Raw genomic sequence first — 21,369 nt, 5'->3', positions numbered from 1 at the left:
GCGCCCGATGGCTACGGGCGGTTTCGTCCCGCTCTGGCAGCAACAGAATATTCGGATATGGAAACCGCGCTTCGCAAGGGGCGCGGTTTTCATGTTTGCCTAGCTACACGGTGAACTTAGGACAACAGGCAAGTATTTACTTTACTGAGCCTGCCGGAGATTGCCGTTTCGACCTGACTGACGCTCGCTGTCTCACCGTCAAAACTCGCTCATTTCGGTTCGCGCAGTCAGAATGCGGATTTTCTTCACCCTCCCATCGGCGGCCCTTATACAAGTATATCTAATGGCAACCGCTGAACGTAAGTTGTCACCGAGCCTTCGCCTCCTTGTGTACAGAGAAATACTAGTCAAGAGAGTATCTACTGTTTGCCGATCAGCCTCTGGTGTCAGATCGAATGGAATAGAGCGCCCCTCTTCCAAATCAAAGGCTCGCCCGGTGCCTTGGTTTGCATTGAAGCTCGCAATACTGAAAAGCTTGATCCTTATTTGGTCATCGATAACGCTTTCCCACATGTACTCCTTAGTCTGCCGGTTTAATCGAGCGACCGGAGCACCCGTTGCACCGTATTGATTGATAGTTATATTCATAACGCCATGATTAATGACGGTGTGTCCTTGCCTAAGTCCCGGCTCAATGGCGTCGACGAGCGCTGCCATGTCTCCACTCCTGTCCTCATCCAATTCGGCAACGCGCGTCGGTGTACTTGTTTCTTCTTCTCCAGTAGCCCGCTTAAACACGGTCTTGATGAGATCAGTGAGAAGATTGCTGGCGACACTTCCAGCAATTTCGGACGCTAACGGGGCACCTATTACCGCTGTCGCATATGCAATTTCCAGAACTGTCTGGAAGCTGCCAGGCTGATGCGCCACGATGTTGAAAGTCAAAGGAACGTTGCCGAAATCTCGTCGTCTAACTTTTCCTTCGACAAGGAAGTTTGTGACGATAAGCACAGATCGCGTCAGGCCTTCCAGCGATTTCGCGCCGTCGTAGGCAGGTAGTTTGTGAGCGTCTGCCAGCCCGCCTTGGAAACTCAAATCTAAGAGCATTTCCCAACCCTAATCTATTTACCCCAGCGCAGAGTATATTGGAAATTGCAATCTGCAACCCCAGGACAGTCGTTGAGGATTGGCAAACGCTAGAGCACGGATCAGAGGGAGTAACTAATGCGTCGAATATTTCTCTACGTACTGCGGCTACGATGATTACGACGGCGAACGAAGAACAAATCACACGGATTTTAATGCGGATTCATGAATTGCTCTGCCGCTTTAAGCGGCTTTACACGCAACAACTAAACGGGGGATTTGTAGAAAACTGAATTTATTGAAGAAAAATGGTGCTGCTAGAGAGATTTGAACTCTCGGCCTCTCCCTTACCAAGGGAGTGCTCTACCCCTGAGCTATAGCAGCATCCGGTGCCGAAGCGTTTGCTTCAGCATCAAGCGTGGCGGCCTATTGCCATAGGTTTTTGGCGAGCGCAAGTCGCAAAACGATATTCTTCATCAAGCGGGGCAAAAAAGCGTGCCCCCTGTTGAAAAATACATTTTTCAGATATTGCTGAATCTATGAACGAACATCATGACAAACAGGCAAAGGCAGCGGTTTCCGCCAGCGCCTCCGCGGAAGCATCCGCCCCGGTGGCCGATGGCAAGCCGCAGGCGGGGCCTGGCGAAAAGGCGCGGCAGCGCGAGGCGGAGCGCAAGGCGCGGGCGGCGAAGAAGCTTCGTGAAAATCTTTTAAAGCGCAAACAGCAGGTTCGCGCGCGCCGTGCCGGCGAAGAGGACGAGACGATTGGCCTGCCTGCCGCAAAAACGGACGAATCATCCTCATAGAGAATTCACCAAGCATAAATTGAAACGCCGCGGAAATTGGTCTAAGGACGCGCCTTTCCGCAAGGCACGATAAAGAAAGGCGGGCACAGGCCCGTAGGGACGCATGGATCGCATCAGAATTACGGGTGGCAACAAGCTAAACGGCATCATTCCCATCTCCGGCGCCAAAAACGCCGCCTTGCCGTTGATGATCGCATCGCTTCTGACCAGCGACACGCTGACGCTCGAAAACGTGCCGCATCTGGCGGACGTGGAGCAGCTCATCCGCATTCTCGGCAATCATGGCGTCGATATTTCCGTCAACGGCCGCCGCGAAAGCCAGGGCGAAGCCTATTCCCGCACCGTGCACTTCACCTGCCGCACCATTGTCGATACCACCGCACCTTACGAGCTGGTGTCCAAGATGCGCGCAAGCTTCTGGGTCATCGGCCCGCTTCTGGCGCGTGAGGGCCGCGCCCGCGTTTCCCTGCCCGGCGGCTGTGCCATCGGCACGCGCCCGGTCGACCTGTTCATCGAGGGCCTTGAGGCGCTCGGCGCAACGATGGAGATCGATGGCGGCTACATCAACGCCACAGCGCCCAAGGGCGGCCTGATCGGCGCGGTTTACACCTTCCCGAAAGTTTCCGTCGGCGCGACGCATGTGATGCTGATGGCCGCAAGCCTTGCCCGCGGCACCACCGTCATCCACAATGCCGCCCGCGAACCGGAAGTGGTGGATCTGGCGCAATGCCTGATCGCCATGGGCGCGAAGATCGAAGGCGCCGGCACCTCCACCATCACCATCGAAGGCGTCACCTCGCTTTCCGGCGCGCGCCACCGCGTTCTGCCGGATCGTATCGAGACCGGCACCTATGCCATGGCAGTGGCAATGACCGGCGGTGATGTGGTGCTGGAAGGCACGCGCGCAGCGCTGCTCGACAACGCGCTCGACACGCTGAGGCTTGCAGGCGCCACGATCAGCGAGACGGAGACAGGCCTTCGCGTCGTGCGCAACGGCAACGGCATCCAGCCGGTCGATATCGTCACCGAGCCCTTCCCCGGCTTCCCCACCGACCTGCAGGCGCAGTTCATGGCGCTGATGACCCGCTCGCAGGGTGTTTCGCATATCACCGAAACCATCTTTGAAAACCGCTTCATGCATGTGCAGGAACTCGCCCGTCTCGGTGCGAAGATTTCGCTTTCCGGCCAGATGGCCCGCATCGAGGGCGTCTCCCGCCTGAAGGGCGCGCCTGTCATGGCGACCGATCTGCGCGCTTCCGTGTCGTTGGTCATTGCCGGCCTCGTGGCGGAAGGCGAGACCATGGTTTCGCGCGTCTACCACCTCGATCGCGGCTTCGAACGCCTCGAGGAAAAGCTCACCCGCTGCGGTGCACTGGTCGAACGCGTCAGCGATTGATCCTGTCTTTGCCGCTCATCCGTTTTCTACCCGTTGCAGAGTGGGCCCGGACTGCCTATTTCCAATGTAAGTCATGGAAATAGCGGTCCGCACCGCAGAAGAAGGAAGAAAAAGATGAGCGGCCTGAAATTGCTCGCGCTGGATACTGAAGATCTCTCCGTCATCTCGACGCATATGCAGGACAGTGTCTTCAAGCTGAAGGATGTTGCCTTCGAGCCGAAGCACGGCCAGTTCACGCTTTCCGCCAACCGTTTCGTCTGGGAAAGCACTGACAAAAAGAACCTGCCACCGGAACGCTGCCGCAGCGTCGTTTTTCTGAAACGCGTCTCGGCCGTCCGCTCGCACGGCATCAACCGCGCCGACAGGGAACAGGTGCTGTCGCTTCTTGCCATCCGCTTCGTGCAGAACGGCGAAGGACCTGATGGAGCCGTGGAATTGACGCTTTCGGGCGGCGGCGCCATCGCGCTCGATGTCGAATGCATCGAGGCGCAATTGACCGATGTGAGCGGCGCCTGGGAAACCGCTGCCAAACCGCACCATCCCGATAGCGAATAAGCACACCGCGCCATTGCAACGGTTGCCTTTCGTCACCGTTTCGATTTATGCCACATACCAGAGCCGCAATTTTTCTGCGGTAAGTTCGTGCACCTCGCGGGATCGCCCGCGGGGACAATGAAAGGGTAATGGCGTGGCAATCTGGCTGGAGCAGGCGTCGGCGGATTTCGAACAGAAATTCGCGGCCTTTCTGACAACCAAGAGAGAAGTTTCCGAAGACGTCAACGCAACCGTTCGCGACATCATTAACGATGTCCGACATCGCGGCGATGCGGCCCTTGCCCATTATTCCCAGAAATTCGACGGTATCGATTTCACCAAGGTTTCGATGCGTGTCACGGCGGACGAGATCGATGCGGCCTTCGCCGCCGTCGACAGCAGCGTCATCGAGGCGCTTGAACTCGCCGCCCGGCGTATCGAAAAACACCATGCGCGGCAAATGCCGAAGGATGATATTTACGAGGACGATATCGGCGTGGGTCTCGGCTCGCGCTGGACCGCCATCGAAGCCGTGGGCCTTTATGTGCCCGGCGGCACGGCCAGCTATCCAAGCTCGGTGCTGATGAACGCCGTGCCTGCCAGGGTCGCCGGTGTGGAGCGCATCGTCATGGTCGTGCCGGCCAATGGCGGCGCGGTCAATCCGGCGGTGCTGGCTGCGGCGCGCATTGCGGGCGTCGAGGAAATCTATCGCATCGGCGGCGCACAGGCCGTCGCCGCACTTGCCTATGGCACCGAAACCATCGCGCCGGTCGCCAAGATCGTCGGTCCCGGCAATGCCTATGTGGCGGCCGCCAAGCGCCAGGTCTTCGGCACCGTCGGCATCGACATGATCGCCGGTCCCTCCGAAGTGCTGGTTATTGCCGACAGGGACAATGATCCCGACTGGCTTGCCGCCGATCTTCTGGCGCAGGCGGAGCATGATCGCGGTGCGCAATCCATCCTCATCACCGACAATGCCGAACTCGGCAAGGCCGTTGAAGCCGCTGTCGAGCGGCAGTTGAAGCGCCTGTCGCGCTCCGAGACGGCGGCGGCAAGCTGGGCCGATTTCGGCGCGGTCATTCTGGTCGAAAAGCTCACCGACGCCATTCCGCTCGCCAACCGCATCGCCGCCGAGCATCTGGAACTTGCCGTCGACGACCCGGATGCTCTGATGGCGCATATCCGCAATGCGGGCGCGATCTTCGTCGGACGCCATACGCCGGAAGTGATCGGCGATTATGTCGGCGGCTCCAACCACGTACTCCCGACAGCGCGGTCGGCGCGCTTCTCCTCCGGGCTTTCGGTGCTGGATTTCGTCAAGCGCACCTCGATCCTGCGGCTTGGACCGGAGCAGTTGCGACAGCTTGCGCCCGCAGCCATCACCCTTGCCCGGTCCGAGGGACTGGACGCGCATGCGCGTTCCGTCTCCATTCGCCTCAATCCGGAAAGTTAAAAGATGGCTTCAGGCGATTTCCGGCTTTGCGACGTGGTACTGGACGACAGCATCGGCCGGTCCACGCCCGACGTGGAGCATGAACGCGCCGTCGCCATTTTCGACCTCATCGAAGAAAACAGCTTCGAACCTTTCGGCCATGATGGCGGCCCCTATCGGCTGCATATATCGCTGGTCGATGCCAAGCTGGTTTTTTCAATCCGCACCGAAGACGAGAAGGATGTCGCGACCCATATTCTGTCGCTGACGCCGTTCCGCCGCATCATCAAGGATTATTTCCTGATCTGCGAAAGCTATTACGAAGCGATCCGCTCCTCTACGCCGAGCCAGATCGAGGCCATCGACATGGGCCGGCGCGGCATTCACAATGATGGCTCGCAGACGCTGATGGACCGGCTTTCGGGCAAGATCAGGATCGATTTCGACACGGCGCGCCGCCTCTTTACCCTTGTCTGCGTGCTTTATTGGCGGGGTTAGAGATGATCGATCCTGCCGCAGCGCCAAACGAGGGACGAGCGCCCAAATCGGTCCTCTTCATGTGCGGCATGAACTCCATCCGTTCCCCCATGGCGGAGGTCATCGCCAAACGGCTGGTGGCGCCCGGCATCTACATCCAGTCCGCGGGCGTGCGGGCGGGCGAGCGCGATCCATTCGTGGATGCGGTGCTGGAAGAACAGGGCTTTTCGCTCGGCAAGCACAAACCCCGCACTCTGGATGAGATCGAGGATGATTTTTTCGATCTGATCATTACATTGACGCCGGAAGCCCATCACGCCGCACTGGAACTGACGCGCTCGAATTCGCTCGACGTGGTCTATTGGCCGACCATGGACCCAACGGTGATCACCGGCACGCGCGAGCAGATTCTCGACGCCTATCGCGAGGTGCGGGACCATCTGGCAAAGCTGATCTCGGAACGACTGCCGAGGCGGCAGCAGCCGGTGGCGGATACGCTTTCAAAAGACTGAAAATTGCCTCGGCCTGTTAAAATCAATCGCGATTTTCAAGCCGATGCTTTAGAGGTTCACAAATGTGCCGGGATTGTGTAGTTTCCGCGCAATTTTCCCGGACTCGATATGTCCGGCACTATCAACAGGAAGAAAACCCTTACATGACAAAAGAAGAAGTCCTTGAATTCCCGGGCATCGTAACCGAATTGCTGCCGAACGCAACATTCCGCGTGAAGCTTGAGAACGACCACGAAATCATCGCCCACACGGCGGGCCGCATGCGCAAGAACCGTATCCGCGTTCTGGCCGGCGACAAGGTGCTGGTCGAAATGACGCCTTACGACCTCACCAAGGGCCGCATCACCTATCGCTTCAAGTAATCCACCTTCCGCATCGGACGCCCGGGCAGCGCAATGACCAATTCAAAACAAAAGCTCGTTCTGGCATCCGGCTCGCCGCGGCGTCTGGAGCTGCTGCATCAGATCGGTATCGAACCGGCACGTCTGATGCCGATGGATATCGACGAGACGCCGGCCAAGCTCGAACATCCGCGCACGCTCTGCCGTCGTCTGTCACTGCAGAAGGCGGAAGCCGCGCAGGTGGCGCTGAAAAGCGAACAGACGTGGAAAGACGCCTATGTTCTGGGGTCCGATACGGTGGTCGCCGTCGGTCGCCGCATCGTCGGCAAGGCCGAATATACGGAAGAGGCCTCGGCGGCGCTGCATCTTCTCTCGGGACGCAGCCATTGGGTCTATACCGGCATCTGCCTTGTGACCCCCGGCGGCAAGATCCGCCAGAAGGTGGCGGAGACCAAGGTGCGCTTCAAGCGCCTCTCCACGCGGGAGATCGAGGCTTATATCGCGTCGGGCCAGTGGCGCGGCAAGGCGGGAGCCTATGGCATCCAGGGCATTGCCGGCGCCTTCGTGCAGAAACTGACCGGCTCCTATACCAATGTCGTCGGCCTGCCGCTTTATGAAACCATGTCGCTTCTTTCCGGAGAAGGATTTGAGGTGACTTCGGGCTGGCTCGAAGGATAGGCCATGGCAAAGTCCCCCACCGAAGGCGCTGGAAACGTCACCCCGCTTCGCAAATCCCAGCCATGCCCGGAATGCGGGCGGCCCTCGACGCGCGAAGACTATCCTTTCTGTTCGGATCGCTGCCGCTCGCTCGATCTCGCCCGCTGGCTGAACGGCTCCTACGCCATTCCGGTTGCGGACGATGAGAGCAGCGCCGGCGGACAGGACGGCGCTAAAAATAACGCCGAATGAGACCGTGCACCGCCGGAAACCTCGGCGGTGAATTGCATAAGATTTTCAGAGCCACCGCTCACACCACATATTCACCGGGTTGCCGACAGCCCGAAAAACCATATCAGAACCGGCTGACGCCTTTTTCCGCCAGCCCCTTAAGGTCTTGCGATGGACGCAGGCTTGCAAAAGAGAGTGAGCCATGGCGCGCTGCTGTTTGCGGTGCTGGCCGTTTGCCTTGCCATAGGCGCGACGGTGCTGCTGGCCAATGACAAGAAGCACCTCAAAAGCCTGCTGGCCTATCTCAATCTGGCGCCCGCCATACAATCCGCCACGCCACCGAAGATGAAGCCCGTCAAGCGGCAGAAACTCGCCGTCCAAAAAGTCTCTCTGCCGCCGCATCTGCTGAAGTTCGAGCAAGTGGGCGACAGAGCATCTTTCGCCCGCGATTTCGTTGTTTCCGGCAAGGAGCTCTGCGACCGCTTTACCGCCGCAGGTTTCTCCAACCCGCGAGGCTGGCACGCGAGCCCGGTCAACATCCGCAATTTCGAATGCATGGCCGATCTTGCGGCAGGAAACGCATCGGACCCGGCCGAGCGGGCATCGCTCTTTCTTGAAATCAGGGGGGAAGCCTCGGGAGAAATTCGCTCCATCCGGATGAAGGCCGTTGCGCCCAAGACACCGGACGGCGCGGCCGTTCTGACGAAGCTCGATGAAGCGCTCGCCATGATTATCGGACAGACACGCTGGGCCGATCTGGCGGACATGCTTGAGCCGGCACGCCGGATGCAGCCCTATCAGGCACAACATTTCGGTATTTCGGTTTCCATAAAACCGGAACCGACGGCGCCGCATCGCCTGAACGTGATTTTGCTCGCAAACGAACAATCGCCGGGGTTGAAGCTGACACGCAGTTTCTTCGACCGGGATCGCTGGCTTAGCCCAGCCGCTCCACCGGATCGGCCGGCGCTCTATGCGTCCGTCAAGAAAGACCGTGTCCGGTGAGGCGTAGGCCGCTCAGCCTATTGCAGCCAGCTTGCGCCGCACCGGCGGAATCCTGTCGCTTTGCTGGGCCTGACGTTTGGCCTCCCACTGAAGCGCGGTGCGAACGATTGTCGCCAGATCGTTGAAGCGGGGACGCCAGCCCAGTTCCGACTGGATACGCGATGAATCCGCCACCATGGTCGCAATATCGCCAGGGCGGCGCGGACAATGGATGATCGGGAAATCGCGTTCCGATTCCCGCTGCACGGCCTGCAGGACGTCCAGAACCGAATAACCGACGCCATAACCGCAATTGAGCGTGCGGGTGCCGCCGCCGGCGCGCAGATGCGCCATGGCCAGCATATGGGCGTCGATCAGGTCGCTGACATGAATATAGTCGCGGACGCCGGTGCCATCGGCGGTCGGGTAGTCCGTTCCGTAAACTTCCACCCGGTCGCGGCGACCGGTTGCGGCTTCGCAGGCGACTTTGATGAGGTTTGCCACGCCCGTGGGCGAAGGCCCGGCGCGGCCCTGCGGGTCGGCTCCGGCGACGTTGAAATAACGCAGCGCCACATAGTTGAAATCATGCGCCTGCACGACATCGCGCAGCATGATTTCAGAGGCGAGTTTCGACAGGCCGTAGGGGTTTTCCGGGCTGAGGATCGCGGTTTCAGGAACCGGGCCATCAAAGGGCTGGTTTCCATAGACGGCGGCCGTCGAGGAGAAGATGAAATTGCGGATGCCATGGGCGACCGCCGCAGCGACGAGGGCGCGGGTCGTGCCCGTATTGTTTTCGTAATATTCGAGCGGCTGGCTGATCGATTCAGGAACGCTGACAGAGCCTGCGAAATGGAAAATGGTCTCGATCTGGTTTTCTTCGAAAATCTGGTCCAGCAGGGCGCGGTCCGCCGCATCGCCCAGATAAAAACGCGCCGCCGGCGCGACTGCCCAGCGCGACCCCGTCGAAAGCCGGTCGACAACAACGACCTCTTCCCCGGCATCGAGCAAAGCCCACACCATGTGGCTTCCTATATAACCGGCCCCACCCGTGACCAGAACAGCCATGACACTACTTCCCTGTTTGCTTTTCTTGAGCTCATCAAAGCCAATAATTCTTCATCATTGATTACTTGCACAGCGAATACGCGGCCAATCCACCGCCCCATTAAAAAGGTGGCTTACGATTGGTTAGCGCAATGAAGTGCTTTTTATCTATTAGTGAAAATGTTCTCATAAATGGAACAAGGAGCGCATATCACAGAAAATGCCCCACGTCGATGGTTGCGCCGTGGGGTTGCAGTTTTAGGTCTTCGCTGTGATTTTGTTGTCGATTTCCCTACCGCAGCGCGATCCCGGCACGGCAGGGGAAACCACTAAACGGAAAGCCGACGCTTACCTGCCGAGGATATAGGATGCCAGCCGCTCGGCCGCGTCTTCTATCTGCCTGGGGTTGCGCAGGAAACAGGCGCGGAGAAACAATTCCCCTCCCGGGCCAAAGGCCGTGCCGGGCGCAAGACCAACCCCGGTCTTGTCGACGATATCGAGCGCCGTCGCCCGGCTGTCCGTCACGCCATCAATCTTGAGAAAGGCGTAAAGGGCGCCGTCGGGCTTCAGGGTTTCCACACGGTTCGTCGCGATGAGCGCATCGCAGAGAATGTCGCGGGAGGTTAGAGCGCGTTCGTAATTTTCGCGGACGAAACCATCGCCGTGATCGAGGGCGGCGACAGCGCCGCGCTGCATGAATTGCGCCACGCCTGAGGTGGAATATTGAATGAGATTCTCGATCACCTGACCGATGGCCGGCGGGGCGACAAGCCAGCCGACGCGCCAGCCGGTCATGGACCAGTTCTTCGAGAAGGAATTGGCGAAGACGATCTTGTCGTCCGGCTCCATGACGTCAAGGAAGGACGGCGCACGGCTGCCGGAATAATGATAGAGCGCATAAATCTCGTCGGCGACGATCCACAGATCGTGTTTGCGGGCGAGAGCCAGAACGTCGCGGAGATTGTCGAGCGTCGCCGTCCAGCCGGTCGGGTTGGAGGGCGTATTGATGAAAAGCGCCTTCGTCTTGCCGGTGATCGCGCTTTCCAGCCTGTTGATATCGAGATCCCAACGGCCGTCGCGGAAATCGATACCGACCGGAACCGCCTTCGCACCCGCCACGCCGATGGCAGCCACGATATTCGGCCATGTCGGAGACAGATAGACCATTTCGTCGCCCGGCGAGGTCAGCGCCTGCACGGCAAGCACGATGGCCTGCATGCCGGAACCGGTCGCGTAAAAATGCTCCGGCGGCAGCGACGCTGCGAAATGACGTTGATAATAACGGCTCAGCGCCTGGCGCAATTCGGGAATGCCGCGCTGCCAGGTATAGAAGGTTTCGCCGTTGTTCAGCCCATCGATGGCGGCCTGATTGATGAAGTCCGGGCTCGGCAGATCGCCTTCGCCGACCCAGAGCGGCAGGAGATTGTCTCGCCCCCGGGCATAATTCACGACTTCAACAATGCCGCTCTCGGGAGCCGCCAGAGAGCGCGCACTCAGACTGTTCAAAATGGACATTAAAGACACTCCGTTTGGTGCCTTCTTATCGCATCGAACCAGCCATGTGCATGATATTCCGTGAGGCGATCATGGATTTTCTTTATGGATCACCCCCGGCAGGAGACCGCCGGCCGCGTGAGCCGGCAAATCAGGCCGGGGACGATGGCGATAATCAACGCGTCTTCAGCAGATCGCGGATTTCGGTGAGGAGCTTGACGTCTTCCGGCGGCGGCGCTGCTTCCGGCTTTTCCTCGACCTTCTTGCGCTCAACCGAATCGCGCAGCTTGTTGACGCCCTTGACCATCAGGAAAATGATCCAGGCGAGGATAAGGAAGTTGATGAGAACCGTCAGAAAGCTACCATAAGCGAAGACGGCGCCCTGATCGCGGGCGGCGGCGAGCGACGTGGCGTTGACGCTGGAGCTCAGCGGCAGGAAGTAGTTCGAAAAATCGAACCCGCCGAAGATGGCGCCGACAATCGGCATGATGAGATCGTTGACGACGGAGTCGACGATCTTGCTGAAAGCCGCACCGATAATAACACCCACGGCCAGATCCATGACATTGCCGCGGGCAATGAAGGTTTTAAATTCGTTAAGCATTCAGATTGTCCCTCTCTCCTGCTTCGCGAGCTGAAGCTATGTGACTGTCCCTACGGGTCGAACCATATAGGGTCCGGGCTTCATTTGGAATCCGCGGGATTGCATTTATTAGCTTTTTTGCACGCTCACCTTGAACTTTATGCTCAGACCGCGCTCATTCTCAACGGCGCGGAATTCGCCTATGCTTGATATCAGGGAATTCTTGCATGGGGAGGATGCGTGCTTCCTGGGTGGATCATATTCGGTTCGGCCTTCGCTTATGTCCTGCTGCTGTTTGCGGTTGCAAGCTATGGGGACAGGAAGAGCCGTAAAAGAAACGCTCCGAACAAGGGGCGTCCGTTCGTCTATGCGCTCAGCCTGGCGATCTATTGCACCTCCTGGACCTATTTCGGCGGCGTGGGGCTCGCGGCAGACAGGGGGCTGGAATTTCTCGGCATCTATACCGGCCCGATCCTTGCCTTCACCATCGGCATGCCGATCATCCGCCGCATCGTCGAACTGGCGAAAACGGAAAAGCTGACGTCCGTTGCGGATTTCATTGCCGCCCGTTACGGCAAGAACTCCACCGTGGCGATGATCGTCGCCATCATCGCTCTCGTCGGCGCCATTCCCTATATCGCTCTGCAGCTGAAAGCCGTTTCCAGCTCGGTGGCGACGATGGTCGATCCCGGCGATTACGGCATTGGCAGCGGCAATCTTTATTTCCTCGATCTGCCGCTGGTCGTCACCATCGTCATGGCGGGGTTTGCCGTCATGTTCGGCACCCGGCACACCGATGCCACCGAACATCAGGACGGGCTCATTCTGGCGATCTCGATGGAATCGCTGGTCAAACTCGTCGCCATGTGCACCGTCGGCTTTTATGTGCTCTTCGTGCTCTTCGACGGTCCCGTGCACCTATGGCAGCTCGCCTCCGATAACGAACAGGCCATGCGGGCCATATCCTATCACACGCCCGTCAGCCGCTGGATCGTGATGACGCTGCTTTCCGGCTTCGCCATCATCCTGCTGCCGCGCCAGTTCCACGTCACCGTGGTTGAAAACCGCACGCCGCAGGAGCTGCGCATGGCGGGGTTCCTGCTGCCGCTTTATCTCATCGCGATCAACATCTTCGTGCTGCCGATTGCGCTGGCCGGCATTCTGACGCTCGGCGCCAATGGCGATGCCGACCTCTACGTGCTGCAATTGCCGCTCAATCACCAAATGCCGGTCGTGTCGCTGATCACCTTCATCGGCGGATTTTCGGCGGCGACCGCGATGGTGATCGTCGCCTCGGTGGCGCTATCGATCATGATTTCCAACGACATCGTCATGCCGATCTTCCTTCGGCAGAAGCTGCTGAACCGTTCTCCGCACCGGGACGACTTCGCCAAGACGCTGCTCAACATCCGCAGGACGGCAATCTTTGCGGTGCTGCTTCTGGGCTACGGCTATTATCGCGCCGCCGACAGCGCCACGGGCCTTGCCTCCATCGGCCTTCTGGCATTTGCCGCCATTGCCCAGATGGCCCCCGCTTTGTTCGGTGGGCTGTTCTGGCGGCGCGCCAATGCGCGCGGCGCAATCGCCGGGCTGAGTTCCGGCTTTTTCGTCTGGGCCTATCTGCTGTTCCTGCCGAGCTTCGGCGGGCCGGATAATTCCGAGGTCGCGGCGAATATTCTCGGCTTCCTGTTTTCCGGCAGCACGGTGTTCAACGGGCCTGAAGCCGACCCGTTCGTGAATGCGGTCATTCTCAGCCTGCTCGTCAACAGCCTTGCCTTCGTGCTCGGCTCGCTTTCGCGCAATCCGAGGCCAGTGGAGCGCATCCAGTCCGGCATCTTCGTCAAGCGCCACTCGAAATCGCAATTCGCCACGCGCGGCTGGAAAACCCGTGTCAGCGTCGGCGACCTCAAAAGCGCGGTCGCCCGTTATCTCGGCGAGGAGCGCATGTTGCGGTCACTCGCGACCTATGAAAAGACAGCGGGCAGGAAGCTCAATGACGATCAGCCGGCGGACATGGCGCTGATCCATTTCTCCGAACAGTTGCTGGGCAGCGCCATCGGCTCCTCCTCCGCCCGCCTGGTGCTTTCGATCATTCTTCAGAAGGCGGAAGATACCAGCGCGGACACGGCATGGCTGCTCGATCAGGCAAGCGAGGCCCTGCAATATAATCAGGACATGCTGCAAACCGCGCTCGCCCAGATGGATCAGGGCATTGCGGTTTTCGACAGTTCGCAGCAGTTGACCATCTGGAACCGGCGCTTCCGCACGCTGCTGGATTTGCCCGAACAATTCGGGCAGGTCGGCGTACCGCTCACGGATATCGTTTCGATGCTGCAGGAACGCGGCGACATGCCTGACGGCGACACGAATGAGCTGATTACCAGCTTCCTGACCATGGACCTGCCCTTCTCGCTGGTGCTGGCGGGCGGCGAGCGCATCATCGAAGTGCGCTCCAACACCATGCCGGACAAGGGCATCGTCGCCACCTTCACCGATATCACCCAGCGTGTGGCGAGCGATCAGGCGCTGAAACAGGCGAACGAGACGCTGGAGCAGCGCGTGGCGGAGCGAACAGTGGAGCTTACCCGCGTCAACCGCGAACTGGCGGAAGCGAGGGCATCCGCCGACGAGGCGAATATCGGCAAGACACGGTTTTTCGCCGCCGCCGGTCACGATATTCTCCAGCCGCTGAATGCCGCCCGCCTCTATTCTTCCTCGCTGGTCGAACGGCTTGGCGCATCGGGAGAAAGCGATCTCGTCCATAATATCGATTCGGCGCTGGAATCGGTCGAAACCATTCTCGGCGCGGTTCTCGATATTTCCCGTCTCGACACTGGCTCGATGAAGGCGCGTATGACATCCGTGCCGCTGAATGAGCTACTGAAACGCATCGAAACCGATTTCGCGCCGATGGCGCAGGAGAAGAACCTCGACCTCGTGGTCATGCCGACCTCGCTCACGGTCCGCTCGGACCCCAATCTCCTGCGGCGTCTGATACAGAACCTGGTGTCCAACGCCATCAAATACACGCTGAAGGGCAAGGTGGTCGTCGGCGCACGCCGCCGGGGCGGCGAAGTGGTCATTCAGGTGACGGATTCCGGTATCGGCATTCCCTCATCCAAATTTCGCACCGTCTTCAAGGAATTCGCCCGATTGGACGAGGGTGCAAGAACGGCATCCGGCCTCGGGCTCGGCCTTTCCATCGTCGACCGGCTGTCGCGCATGCTGCACCATCCGGTACAGCTGATTTCCACCCCCGGAAAAGGCACGACCTTCCGCATCCACCTGCCGCGCGAGGCGGATCGCCTCGTACCGGCCAAAGCCGATAGTGGGATAGCCAGTCCCGCAGCCAGCGACCGCCTTCAGGGCGTCCGGGTCCTGTGCATCGACAACGAGCCGAAAATCCTAGAGGGCATGACGCTACTCTTGACGGGATGGGGCTGTGAGGTTTTACCCGCAGGTTCCGTGGCGACGCTTGAGGAGCCCTTCCTCACTTTGACCGAAGCTCCCGACGTCATCGTCGCCGATTACCATCTGGACGATGGCGACGGCATCAGCGCCATCCGTCTCATCAGGGCATTTTACGGCAAGACGATCCCTGCCCTGCTGGTGACGGCGGACCGCAGCCCGGAAGTGCGCAGCGATGCCGAAAAATATGGGATTTCAGTTCAGCACAAACCGGTCAAACCGGCGGCGCTGCGGGCCTATATCAACCAGATATCCAGTACAGTGCGGGCAGCGGCCGAATAAAAACTCCCAGACCTTGCGATCCGGGAGCGGTTTTGACCTTCAAAAAAAACAGACCCATCAGGCCGCCTGAGTGTAGCGATCCCTGCCGGTCGCCGAACCCTGCTCCATCTGGAACCGCTGCACCAGATCGAGCAGCGCTTCCACCTCGCCGGAAAGCACCCGGCTGGCCGCGCTCGACTGTTCGGCAAGCGCCGCATTCTGCTGCGTCATCTGGTCCATCTGGTTGACGGAGCTGTTGACGTTATGAAGCGCGGAGGACTGGTCCTGCGTTGCCGTCGCGATGGTTTCGACATGCTGGCTGACGGTAACGATCTGCTGGCTGATGGCGGAAAGAACCGTGCCCGCCTCCTGTACCAGCTTCGAGCCGGAGCTGACCTCATGCGTCGACTGGTTGATGAGCTGCTTGATCTCGCGGGCCGCGTCGGCGGAGCGCTGGGCAAGCTCGCGCACTTCCTGCGCCACCACGGCAAAACCCTTGCCCGCCTCACCCGCGCGCGCCGCCTCAATGCCCGCATTCAGGGCTAGGAGGTTGGTCTGGAAGGCGATGTCGTCAATGACCTCGATGATCTGCTCGATCTTGCGCGAGGCGTCTTCGATGCGGCCCATGGCGTCGACGGCGTTGCTGACGACCGAACCGGAACTGTCGGCGCTCTGCTTGGTGATGCGCACGGCCTCATTGGCCTCCCGCGCCCGCTCAGCCGAGGATCTGACCGTGACGGTGATTTCGTCCACGGCGGCGGCGGTCTCTTCCAGCGAGGCGGCCTGATTTTCGGTACGCTTCGACAGATCGACCGACGACTGCTCGATTTCAAAGCCACTATGCTGAATGATGAGCGTGCGCTCGCGGATCTGCCCCAGCGCATCGCGCAGATTGAGTAGGGATTCGTTGAAATCCGTGCGCAGACGGTCGAGACGACCAGCGAAAGGCGTCTCGATGGTGCGGCTCAGATCGCCACGCGAGAGCCTGCCGAGGCCGGAAGCGATCTCGCTGACCGCAAATTCGATCTGGCCGTCGAGTTCCTGTTTCTCGGCGTCGTTGCGGTGACGTTCGGACTCGGCTGCGGAGCGCTCCTCGGCGCTTTTGCCCTCAATCGCCAGTTTCTCGATCGCATTCTCGCGGAAAATCACCAGCGCGCGGGCGATATTGCCGAATTCATTGGTGTTGGTGGCGTAGGGGATCGGCGTGTCGAGATTGCCGTCCGAAAGGGACTTCACCGCATCGGTCAGCTTGCCAAGCGGCTGAAGCGTGCGCTTGATGACGAAATAGGCGAGCAATCCGACGCCAAGCATGGCGAGCGCGCCGCAGATCAGCATCATGTCGCGCAGGCTGTATATCTGCGCATCGTAGACATCCATGGGAACGCCCACGAACAGGATGCCGACGGTTGCGCCGGTCTTGTTCGTAACCGGCATATAACCGGTCATGTAGCTGGTGCCGAACAGTGTGGCGGTGCCAAAATAGGCCTCTCCCTTGGAAACTTTCGGGAAAGCGGGATGATCGGTAGCAAGCTTGGTGCCTGCTGCTCTCTCACCCTTTTCGTTCTTCAGATTGGTGGTCAGGCGAATGAACTCGCCGGCCTTGGCTTCAAAAACAGTAGAGATACCGCCGTTGCCGGCTGCCGTGCGATCGACGAGGTCATTGTCACGCATCGTTCCGATGCTGGCGCGACCGACGCTCTTCAACTCGCCATCCACCATTTCGAGGGCAACGCCGCCGACCTTCATCTCATAGAGGATGGCCATGCCGCGCATTGCGCTGTGCGTATCACGCAGCGCGGTGGTGATGATGTTGTCCTTCAAGCGAATGTAGGTCGAAAAACCAACTGCCGCCACGCTGAGCGTGATCAGGCCGATCGTCAACGCGACGACCTTGCCGGCAACGGACTTAAAGAGCCGGTTGTGCATGAAACAGTTCCCCAAAGCCAAACTTATAAAAGTTCTAGTAGGCAACTGTTAAAAAAACGCGAAGTGTCGATAGCGCCTTTTAGGGGGGCACAAGCCGGGCCGGCGCCTGCCGGCTTATGAGGGACGGGAAAACCCGTCCGCCATCAGTGGATATAACCGAGCCGAATGGCCTTGGCGATCGCCTGGATACGGTTGACGGAATCGAGCTTGATCGTCGCCGAACCGAGATAGGCGTTGACGGTGTGCACGGAAAGCCCGAGCTTGACCGCGATTTCTTCGCTGATACGGCCGTCCCCCGCCAGTTGCAGGCAGGCGATTTCCCTCTCGCTCAAGGCTTCGGAAGGCGCCGCCTTGCGCTCGTCCAGCGCCAGCATGTCCACCATGATCTCGCAGCACTTGATGTGCTGTTCGATCACGACCTCATTGTCGAGAACGAGGTTGGTGCCGCAGAAGACGATATAACCGTTGCCGATGGTGCCGAGCCGCACCGGGAGCGCCAGCCCCGCATAGGGCAATGTGTCGTTCTCGATGCGGCGCAGAAGTGCGGGCACATCGGGAAGATCGGCAAAGCCACCGGCATTCTTGTTGCGCCAGATGACCGGCAGGAGCGATGTCTCGATATGATCGAGAAGAATGTCGCCGACGGCGCGGATGAACTGCGCGCTCTGCTCTGCGGCATTCATGCCCCAGTTTTCCAGCTCGCAGGTCAGCTTCTTCTTGTTGGGGAAACCGGAAGCGGCAGCCTTCGTCACCACGAAATTGCGCGCGCCGACCAGCTTCTGCATGGCGACGAGCTTCGGAAAAAGATCCGACCGGCTCGTCACGACAGGGCTGCGGTAAAACATGCCCGTCTGACCTGAACCCTCATTGTCTTTCGTCTGTACCATCCGTCCGACCATTATACGAGGTTGTTGCGCACGGCGTAGGCAATTGCCTCCGAGCGGGTTTTCGTCGCGGTTTTACGCATCACGCTTGTAATGTAATTATTGATCGTATTGCGCGAAATGCCAAGGATCATCGCAATTTCATCGCTCGTCTTGCCTTCCGCGATCCAGAACAGGCATTCCAGTTCGCGCTCCGTGAGATCGATATCGCGCACGGTCTTTGCTTCGCTGGCAATGCCGAAGCTGACGCAATAGCCCGTCAGCAGGGCGATTTCGCGCAGCCGTTCCGGCGAAGGCACCGCTTCTTCGGGAAACAGCAGCAGCAGCGAAAGCCGGATGCGTCCCACACAGAAAGACAGCGCCGAATATTGCCGATCTATGCCGTAGGGAACTGAAACATCGTCGGGAAGGAAGAGCAGCCGCGGCTGCAGAAGCGAAAGGCATTTCTCCATTTCGCTCGATCTGTTCTGGCTGTTGGCCAGTTCGATACCAAGCCTGCGGACCAGATCGAAAGGCCAGTCGGAGGTGACGATGAATTTCAGTCCGGTTTCTTCGAGAAGATCATCCCGCGCCAGCAGATAATGCGAGGCGCCAGCGTAGGTTACGAGCAGATCCAGTGCGCCTGCAACGTTACCGGCAGCAGCCGTGGCTGCGACGTTTTTAGCAAGCTGATCGCGCGGCAAGGGCTTACCCATGCCCTCCATAGGCTTGGCAGACAGCCTGCGGATATCAACATCGACTTTCAATCGCCTACGCCCTCTTGCTCCCAGTGGGAGATTATACCTCGGGATGGAATCATTCCATTCGAGAAGCTTACCAAAATGGGACGGCAAACCCCCGGAGACCGAATCACTTCATTTTATGGAACGGACTGGGATTTGCCATTACCTGACACCAGCCTTTCCACGTATTTCCCTGCTCGTCTATTACTAAAAAAACATACTGAAAAGCTGTTCAATCCATAAACGGCATTCTCAGCCAATTCCCAGCAAACTGTATCGTTGCTGAATTTTTTGTAAACACTGTCCTGAAACGAGATTGCCACGGCTCGCCCGCCAAGCATAGCAAAAAGCCCAAAAACGGAAAAAAGGCCGGGTAAAACCGGCCTTTTCGATATTATGCTGCTTTTTCCACCGCCCATTTGCGCAGGATCTTGGCGGCTCGTTCCTCGCTGATTTCCACCATGCGGGAGAGCCTGCGTTCCGGTCCTTCGCGAACCCGGCGGTTGAATGTGCCCTCGCCATCGCCGCCTGCCAGAAGGTCGTCGGTGCTGTCGAAGCCGAAATCCGCCCCGAAACCTTCCATGAGACCGCCTGCGCCCGCATCCATGCCGGGAGAGAAATCCGGCAGTTCGAGACCGGCGGCCTCCTGGCTGAGCTGACCTGCGGCGGCACCGTTGCCGGTCACCGTGCGGACCAGAGGGCGTACACCGAGCCAGACGACAAGGAAGGCGACCGCGACAAAGGCGAGCGAGTTGATGATGCCGGCGGAATTGCGGCTCAGCACTTCCATGATGCCCGGTCCGCTTGCGGCCTCATCCAGCAATTGCGTTTCGAGGAAGTCCATCGCCGTCAGCGAGACGATGTCGCCACGGTCGGAGGAAATGCCCGCTGCCGAGGTGACGATCTTCTGCATTTCGGCAAGATAGGCGTCGATCTTCGCCTGATCGGCGGGCTCGCCGACCATCTTGGCGATCCGGCCCTTGTTGACGACGACCGCGACCGAAATCTTCTCGACGGTGTAGCCGTTCTTGACCGTGGCTACCGTCTTGGAATTGATCTCGTAGTTGGTCTGCTCTTCCTTCTTGGCCGACTGGTCGGAGGACTGCGGACCGCCGCCGCCGCCCTGGGGTGCTGCCTGCGGTACGTTCTGCTCCACGGTCGCGGCCGTATCCGGCTGCGTTTCCTGGGACTTCTGGTCTTCCTTTACCGTGCGCACGGAGCGCTCGACGCGCGATTCCGGATCGTAGACGGTTTCCTGGATCTGGCGGCTATCGGTATTGAGCTGCGCCGTGACGCTGGAGCGGAAATTGTCCATGCCGAGGAAAGGCGCCAGCGCCTTGTCGATATTGGTTTCGATTTCCTGCTGCACGTTCTGCGCCAGCGTCAACGAGCGGTTCATGGCGGCATTAGTGACATCGTCGCCGGAGGCGAGAAGCTGGCCGGTCGAATCAAGCAGGGTCACATCGTCGACTTCAAGGCCGGGAACGGCCGAGGCGACGAGGTGACGGATGGAGGCGGACGCCTTGCGGCCGGCCGAAGCACTGGCGCGAATCATGACCGATGCGGTGGGCTTCTGTTCGCCACGGCGGAAATTGCCGACGTCAGGCATGACGATATGGACGCGTGCGGCCGCAATGCCGTCGATCTGCTGGATCGAGCGGCCGATCTCGCCTTCAAGGGCGCGAACGCGCGTCACTTCCTGCATGAAGGAGGTCAGGCCGAGAGAGCCGACATTGTCGAAAAGCTCATAACCGGCATTGGCGCTGTCGGGCAGGCCGCGCTCGGCCAGAAGCAGCCTTGCCTTGCTGGTGAGGCCGACAGGAACCTGAAGGCTGGAACCATCGGTCCCCACCTGAAAGTCCAGACCCGATTCGGCGAGCGCAATGCTGATCTTGTTAAGGTCGCTTTTTTCAAGCCCCACATAGAGGGTCTCGTAAGCGGGACGGTTCACGTAAAGAGCTGCGGCAAGGATGATGGCCATGGACACAACGCCCACGCCGCCCAGCATCAGCAGCCGTGTCTGCCCCAGCGCCGCGACATTCTTCAAGACCTGAGGGATTTGATTTAACAGATTCATTCTGTTCCGCACCGTCATTCATAGAGTCCGAGACCTTTTGGCCCCGTCGTGACAATAGGGTGCGAAGCTTGCGCGAGCGTTGCCTTTCTCCGCATTCCGCGAAGGACGGCAACGCTGGCCGAAATAGCTCTAGAACAGGTCGAAGTCGCCCGAGGCCTTGTCGAGCGGCTGGGAATGGCCATGACGAAAGGCCGCGCCGAGCGCCTTCTGCATTTCGGCCAGCTTGACGAGGCTGAGGGCGGTGGAGACATCCACGATCCAGTTTCCGGGGATGGAACCGGTGATGGTATCGATGAATTCCGCAAGGCCGCGGGTTTTCTGGACAGCAAGGTCGATGCCCTGCAGCAGCTTGACGCCTTCGCTGGACAATTGACCGCTGGTCACCTCAAGCAATTGCGGCTCGATGCGCTCGATGAGATAGGCGACGTCGTGCAGTTCCGATACCACGCGCATCAGAACGTCCGGCAGGGCTTCTTCGAACGGAGTGGCGGCGGTGTGCTCTGCAAGCTGCATT

The 21,369-nt window shown here is 59.3% G+C and carries 20 protein-coding genes and 1 tRNA gene; 11 read left to right on the top strand and 10 right to left on the bottom strand.

Translation table 11 applies throughout. The features are described 5' to 3' along the window. Positions 1-198: 198 nt before the first annotated feature. Together L901_RS23200 and L901_RS23195 are read right to left on the bottom strand one after the other, a co-directional pair. The gene (locus tag L901_RS23200; protein WP_147401564.1) at positions 199-1,047 is read right to left on the bottom strand and encodes a hypothetical protein; all 849 of its coding nucleotides are present in this window, start codon (positions 1,045-1,047) and stop codon (positions 199-201) included. A gap of 288 nt (positions 1,048-1,335) precedes the next feature. Continuing rightward, positions 1,336-1,410 (bottom strand) — tRNA-Thr (locus tag L901_RS23195). 155 nt (positions 1,411-1,565) lie between these two features. On the opposite strand from L901_RS23195, the gene L901_RS23190 reads away from it, so the two are divergent. The 10 genes from L901_RS23190 (at position 1,566) to L901_RS23145 (ending at position 8,417) form a co-directional block, all read left to right on the top strand. Next, positions 1,566-1,832 (top strand): hypothetical protein, encoded by a 267-nt coding sequence (locus tag L901_RS23190; RefSeq protein WP_059760547.1) that lies wholly within the window; start codon positions 1,566-1,568, stop codon positions 1,830-1,832. Between the two features lie 103 nt (positions 1,833-1,935). Further along, on the top strand, positions 1,936-3,228 hold the full coding sequence (murA, locus tag L901_RS23185) for a UDP-N-acetylglucosamine 1-carboxyvinyltransferase (protein WP_004432483.1): 1,293 nt from the start codon (positions 1,936-1,938) through the stop codon (positions 3,226-3,228). A gap of 114 nt (positions 3,229-3,342) precedes the next feature. Further along, the gene (locus tag L901_RS23180) at positions 3,343-3,783 is read left to right on the top strand and encodes a DUF2948 family protein (protein ID WP_004432481.1); all 441 of its coding nucleotides are present in this window, start codon (positions 3,343-3,345) and stop codon (positions 3,781-3,783) included. A gap of 133 nt (positions 3,784-3,916) precedes the next feature. Continuing rightward, positions 3,917-5,215 (top strand): histidinol dehydrogenase, encoded by a 1,299-nt coding sequence (hisD, locus tag L901_RS23175; protein WP_059760545.1) that lies wholly within the window; start codon positions 3,917-3,919, stop codon positions 5,213-5,215. Between the two features lie 3 nt (positions 5,216-5,218). Continuing rightward, a complete protein-coding gene (locus L901_RS23170) occupies positions 5,219-5,692 on the top strand; it encodes a UPF0262 family protein (protein WP_004432477.1) in 474 nt (157 codons plus the stop codon). A gap of 2 nt (positions 5,693-5,694) precedes the next feature. Continuing rightward, entirely contained in the window at positions 5,695-6,183 is a 489-nt protein-coding gene (locus tag L901_RS23165) for a low molecular weight phosphatase family protein (protein ID WP_004432476.1), read from the top strand. A 143-nt stretch (positions 6,184-6,326) separates the two neighbouring features. Further along, a complete protein-coding gene (gene infA / locus L901_RS23160; RefSeq protein WP_003503453.1) occupies positions 6,327-6,545 on the top strand; it encodes a translation initiation factor IF-1 in 219 nt (72 codons plus the stop codon). 33 nt (positions 6,546-6,578) lie between these two features. Beyond that, positions 6,579-7,202, top strand: coding sequence for a Maf-like protein (locus tag L901_RS23155; RefSeq protein ID WP_035262770.1), 624 nt, complete (start codon positions 6,579-6,581; stop codon positions 7,200-7,202). 3 nt (positions 7,203-7,205) lie between these two features. Beyond that, positions 7,206-7,433, top strand: a complete 228-nt coding sequence (yacG, locus tag L901_RS23150) for a DNA gyrase inhibitor YacG (RefSeq protein ID WP_035262773.1) — start codon at positions 7,206-7,208, stop codon at positions 7,431-7,433. A 150-nt stretch (positions 7,434-7,583) separates the two neighbouring features. Continuing rightward, a complete protein-coding gene (locus L901_RS23145) occupies positions 7,584-8,417 on the top strand; it encodes a DUF6030 family protein (protein ID WP_035262775.1) in 834 nt (277 codons plus the stop codon). 12 nt (positions 8,418-8,429) lie between these two features. Here the strand turns inward: L901_RS23145 and galE are convergent, their stop codons facing one another. The 3 genes from galE to mscL form a co-directional block, all read right to left on the bottom strand. After that, on the bottom strand, positions 8,430-9,461 hold the full coding sequence (gene galE, locus L901_RS23140) for a UDP-glucose 4-epimerase GalE (RefSeq protein ID WP_035262779.1): 1,032 nt from the start codon (positions 9,459-9,461) through the stop codon (positions 8,430-8,432). Positions 9,462-9,788: 327 nt separating this feature from the next. Further along, positions 9,789-10,955 (bottom strand): pyridoxal phosphate-dependent aminotransferase, encoded by a 1,167-nt coding sequence (locus tag L901_RS23135; RefSeq protein WP_035262781.1) that lies wholly within the window; start codon positions 10,953-10,955, stop codon positions 9,789-9,791. Positions 10,956-11,109: 154 nt separating this feature from the next. Continuing rightward, entirely contained in the window at positions 11,110-11,538 is a 429-nt protein-coding gene (gene mscL / locus L901_RS23130) for a large conductance mechanosensitive channel protein MscL (RefSeq protein ID WP_059760543.1), read from the bottom strand. A 219-nt stretch (positions 11,539-11,757) separates the two neighbouring features. On the opposite strand from mscL, the gene L901_RS23125 reads away from it, so the two are divergent. Continuing rightward, positions 11,758-15,267 carry a hybrid sensor histidine kinase/response regulator gene (locus L901_RS23125; RefSeq protein WP_059760541.1) on the top strand — a complete coding sequence of 1,170 codons (3,510 nt, stop codon included), beginning with the start codon at positions 11,758-11,760 and terminating at the stop codon, positions 15,265-15,267. 57 nt (positions 15,268-15,324) lie between these two features. On the opposite strand, the gene L901_RS23120 is transcribed toward L901_RS23125, so the two are convergent. From L901_RS23120 to L901_RS23100, 5 genes are all read right to left on the bottom strand, one after another. After that, positions 15,325-17,172: a methyl-accepting chemotaxis protein gene (locus L901_RS23120; RefSeq protein WP_059760539.1), complete on the bottom strand. Its 1,848-nt coding sequence runs from the start codon at positions 17,170-17,172 to the stop codon at positions 15,325-15,327. 143 nt (positions 17,173-17,315) lie between these two features. Continuing rightward, positions 17,316-18,017 carry a transcriptional regulator VisR gene (gene visR, locus L901_RS23115; RefSeq protein WP_003522758.1) on the bottom strand — a complete coding sequence of 234 codons (702 nt, stop codon included), beginning with the start codon at positions 18,015-18,017 and terminating at the stop codon, positions 17,316-17,318. 53 nt (positions 18,018-18,070) lie between these two features. Beyond that, complete coding sequence (visN, locus tag L901_RS23110; protein WP_035262791.1) at positions 18,071-18,802, bottom strand: transcriptional regulator VisN; 732 nt, start codon at positions 18,800-18,802, stop codon at positions 18,071-18,073. A 370-nt stretch (positions 18,803-19,172) separates the two neighbouring features. Beyond that, complete coding sequence (fliF, locus tag L901_RS23105; protein WP_059760537.1) at positions 19,173-20,855, bottom strand: flagellar basal-body MS-ring/collar protein FliF; 1,683 nt, start codon at positions 20,853-20,855, stop codon at positions 19,173-19,175. A gap of 129 nt (positions 20,856-20,984) precedes the next feature. Continuing rightward, complete coding sequence (locus L901_RS23100) at positions 20,985-21,368, bottom strand: hypothetical protein (RefSeq protein ID WP_003522761.1); 384 nt, start codon at positions 21,366-21,368, stop codon at positions 20,985-20,987. Between the last annotated feature and the right edge of the window lies 1 nt (position 21,369).

Origin of the sequence: Agrobacterium sp. D14, from assembly GCF_001526505.1 — a bacterium.
Classification (GTDB): domain Bacteria; phylum Pseudomonadota; class Alphaproteobacteria; order Rhizobiales; family Rhizobiaceae; genus Agrobacterium; species Agrobacterium leguminum.
This window is presented reverse-complemented; position numbering and strand designations above follow the sequence as displayed.

Excerpts from the sequence above, each read along its gene's own strand:
- L901_RS23180 (WP_004432481.1), top strand. The coding sequence starts at position 3,343 with ATGAGCGGCCTGAAATTGCTCGCGCTGGATACTGAAGATCTCTCCGTC.
- L901_RS23155 (WP_035262770.1), top strand. The coding sequence starts at position 6,579 with ATGACCAATTCAAAACAAAAGCTCGTTCTGGCATCCGGCTCGCCGCGG.
- mscL (WP_059760543.1), bottom strand. The coding sequence starts at position 11,538 with ATGCTTAACGAATTTAAAACCTTCATTGCCCGCGGCAATGTCATGGAT.
- L901_RS23120 (WP_059760539.1), bottom strand. The coding sequence starts at position 17,172 with ATGCACAACCGGCTCTTTAAGTCCGTTGCCGGCAAGGTCGTCGCGTTG.
- fliF (WP_059760537.1), bottom strand. The coding sequence starts at position 20,855 with ATGAATCTGTTAAATCAAATCCCTCAGGTCTTGAAGAATGTCGCGGCG.
- L901_RS23145 (WP_035262775.1), top strand. The coding sequence starts at position 7,584 with ATGGACGCAGGCTTGCAAAAGAGAGTGAGCCATGGCGCGCTGCTGTTT.
- L901_RS23100 (WP_003522761.1), bottom strand. The coding sequence starts at position 21,368 with ATGCAGCTTGCAGAGCACACCGCCGCCACTCCGTTCGAAGAAGCCCTG.
- galE (WP_035262779.1), bottom strand. The coding sequence starts at position 9,461 with ATGGCTGTTCTGGTCACGGGTGGGGCCGGTTATATAGGAAGCCACATG.
- yacG (WP_035262773.1), top strand. The coding sequence starts at position 7,206 with ATGGCAAAGTCCCCCACCGAAGGCGCTGGAAACGTCACCCCGCTTCGC.
- L901_RS23200 (WP_147401564.1), bottom strand. The coding sequence starts at position 1,047 with ATGCTCTTAGATTTGAGTTTCCAAGGCGGGCTGGCAGACGCTCACAAA.
- infA (WP_003503453.1), top strand. The coding sequence starts at position 6,327 with ATGACAAAAGAAGAAGTCCTTGAATTCCCGGGCATCGTAACCGAATTG.
- visR (WP_003522758.1), bottom strand. The coding sequence starts at position 18,017 with ATGTTTTACCGCAGCCCTGTCGTGACGAGCCGGTCGGATCTTTTTCCG.
- L901_RS23170 (WP_004432477.1), top strand. The coding sequence starts at position 5,219 with ATGGCTTCAGGCGATTTCCGGCTTTGCGACGTGGTACTGGACGACAGC.
- L901_RS23135 (WP_035262781.1), bottom strand. The coding sequence starts at position 10,955 with ATGTCCATTTTGAACAGTCTGAGTGCGCGCTCTCTGGCGGCTCCCGAG.
- L901_RS23165 (WP_004432476.1), top strand. The coding sequence starts at position 5,695 with ATGATCGATCCTGCCGCAGCGCCAAACGAGGGACGAGCGCCCAAATCG.
- murA (WP_004432483.1), top strand. The coding sequence starts at position 1,936 with ATGGATCGCATCAGAATTACGGGTGGCAACAAGCTAAACGGCATCATT.
- L901_RS23190 (WP_059760547.1), top strand. The coding sequence starts at position 1,566 with ATGAACGAACATCATGACAAACAGGCAAAGGCAGCGGTTTCCGCCAGC.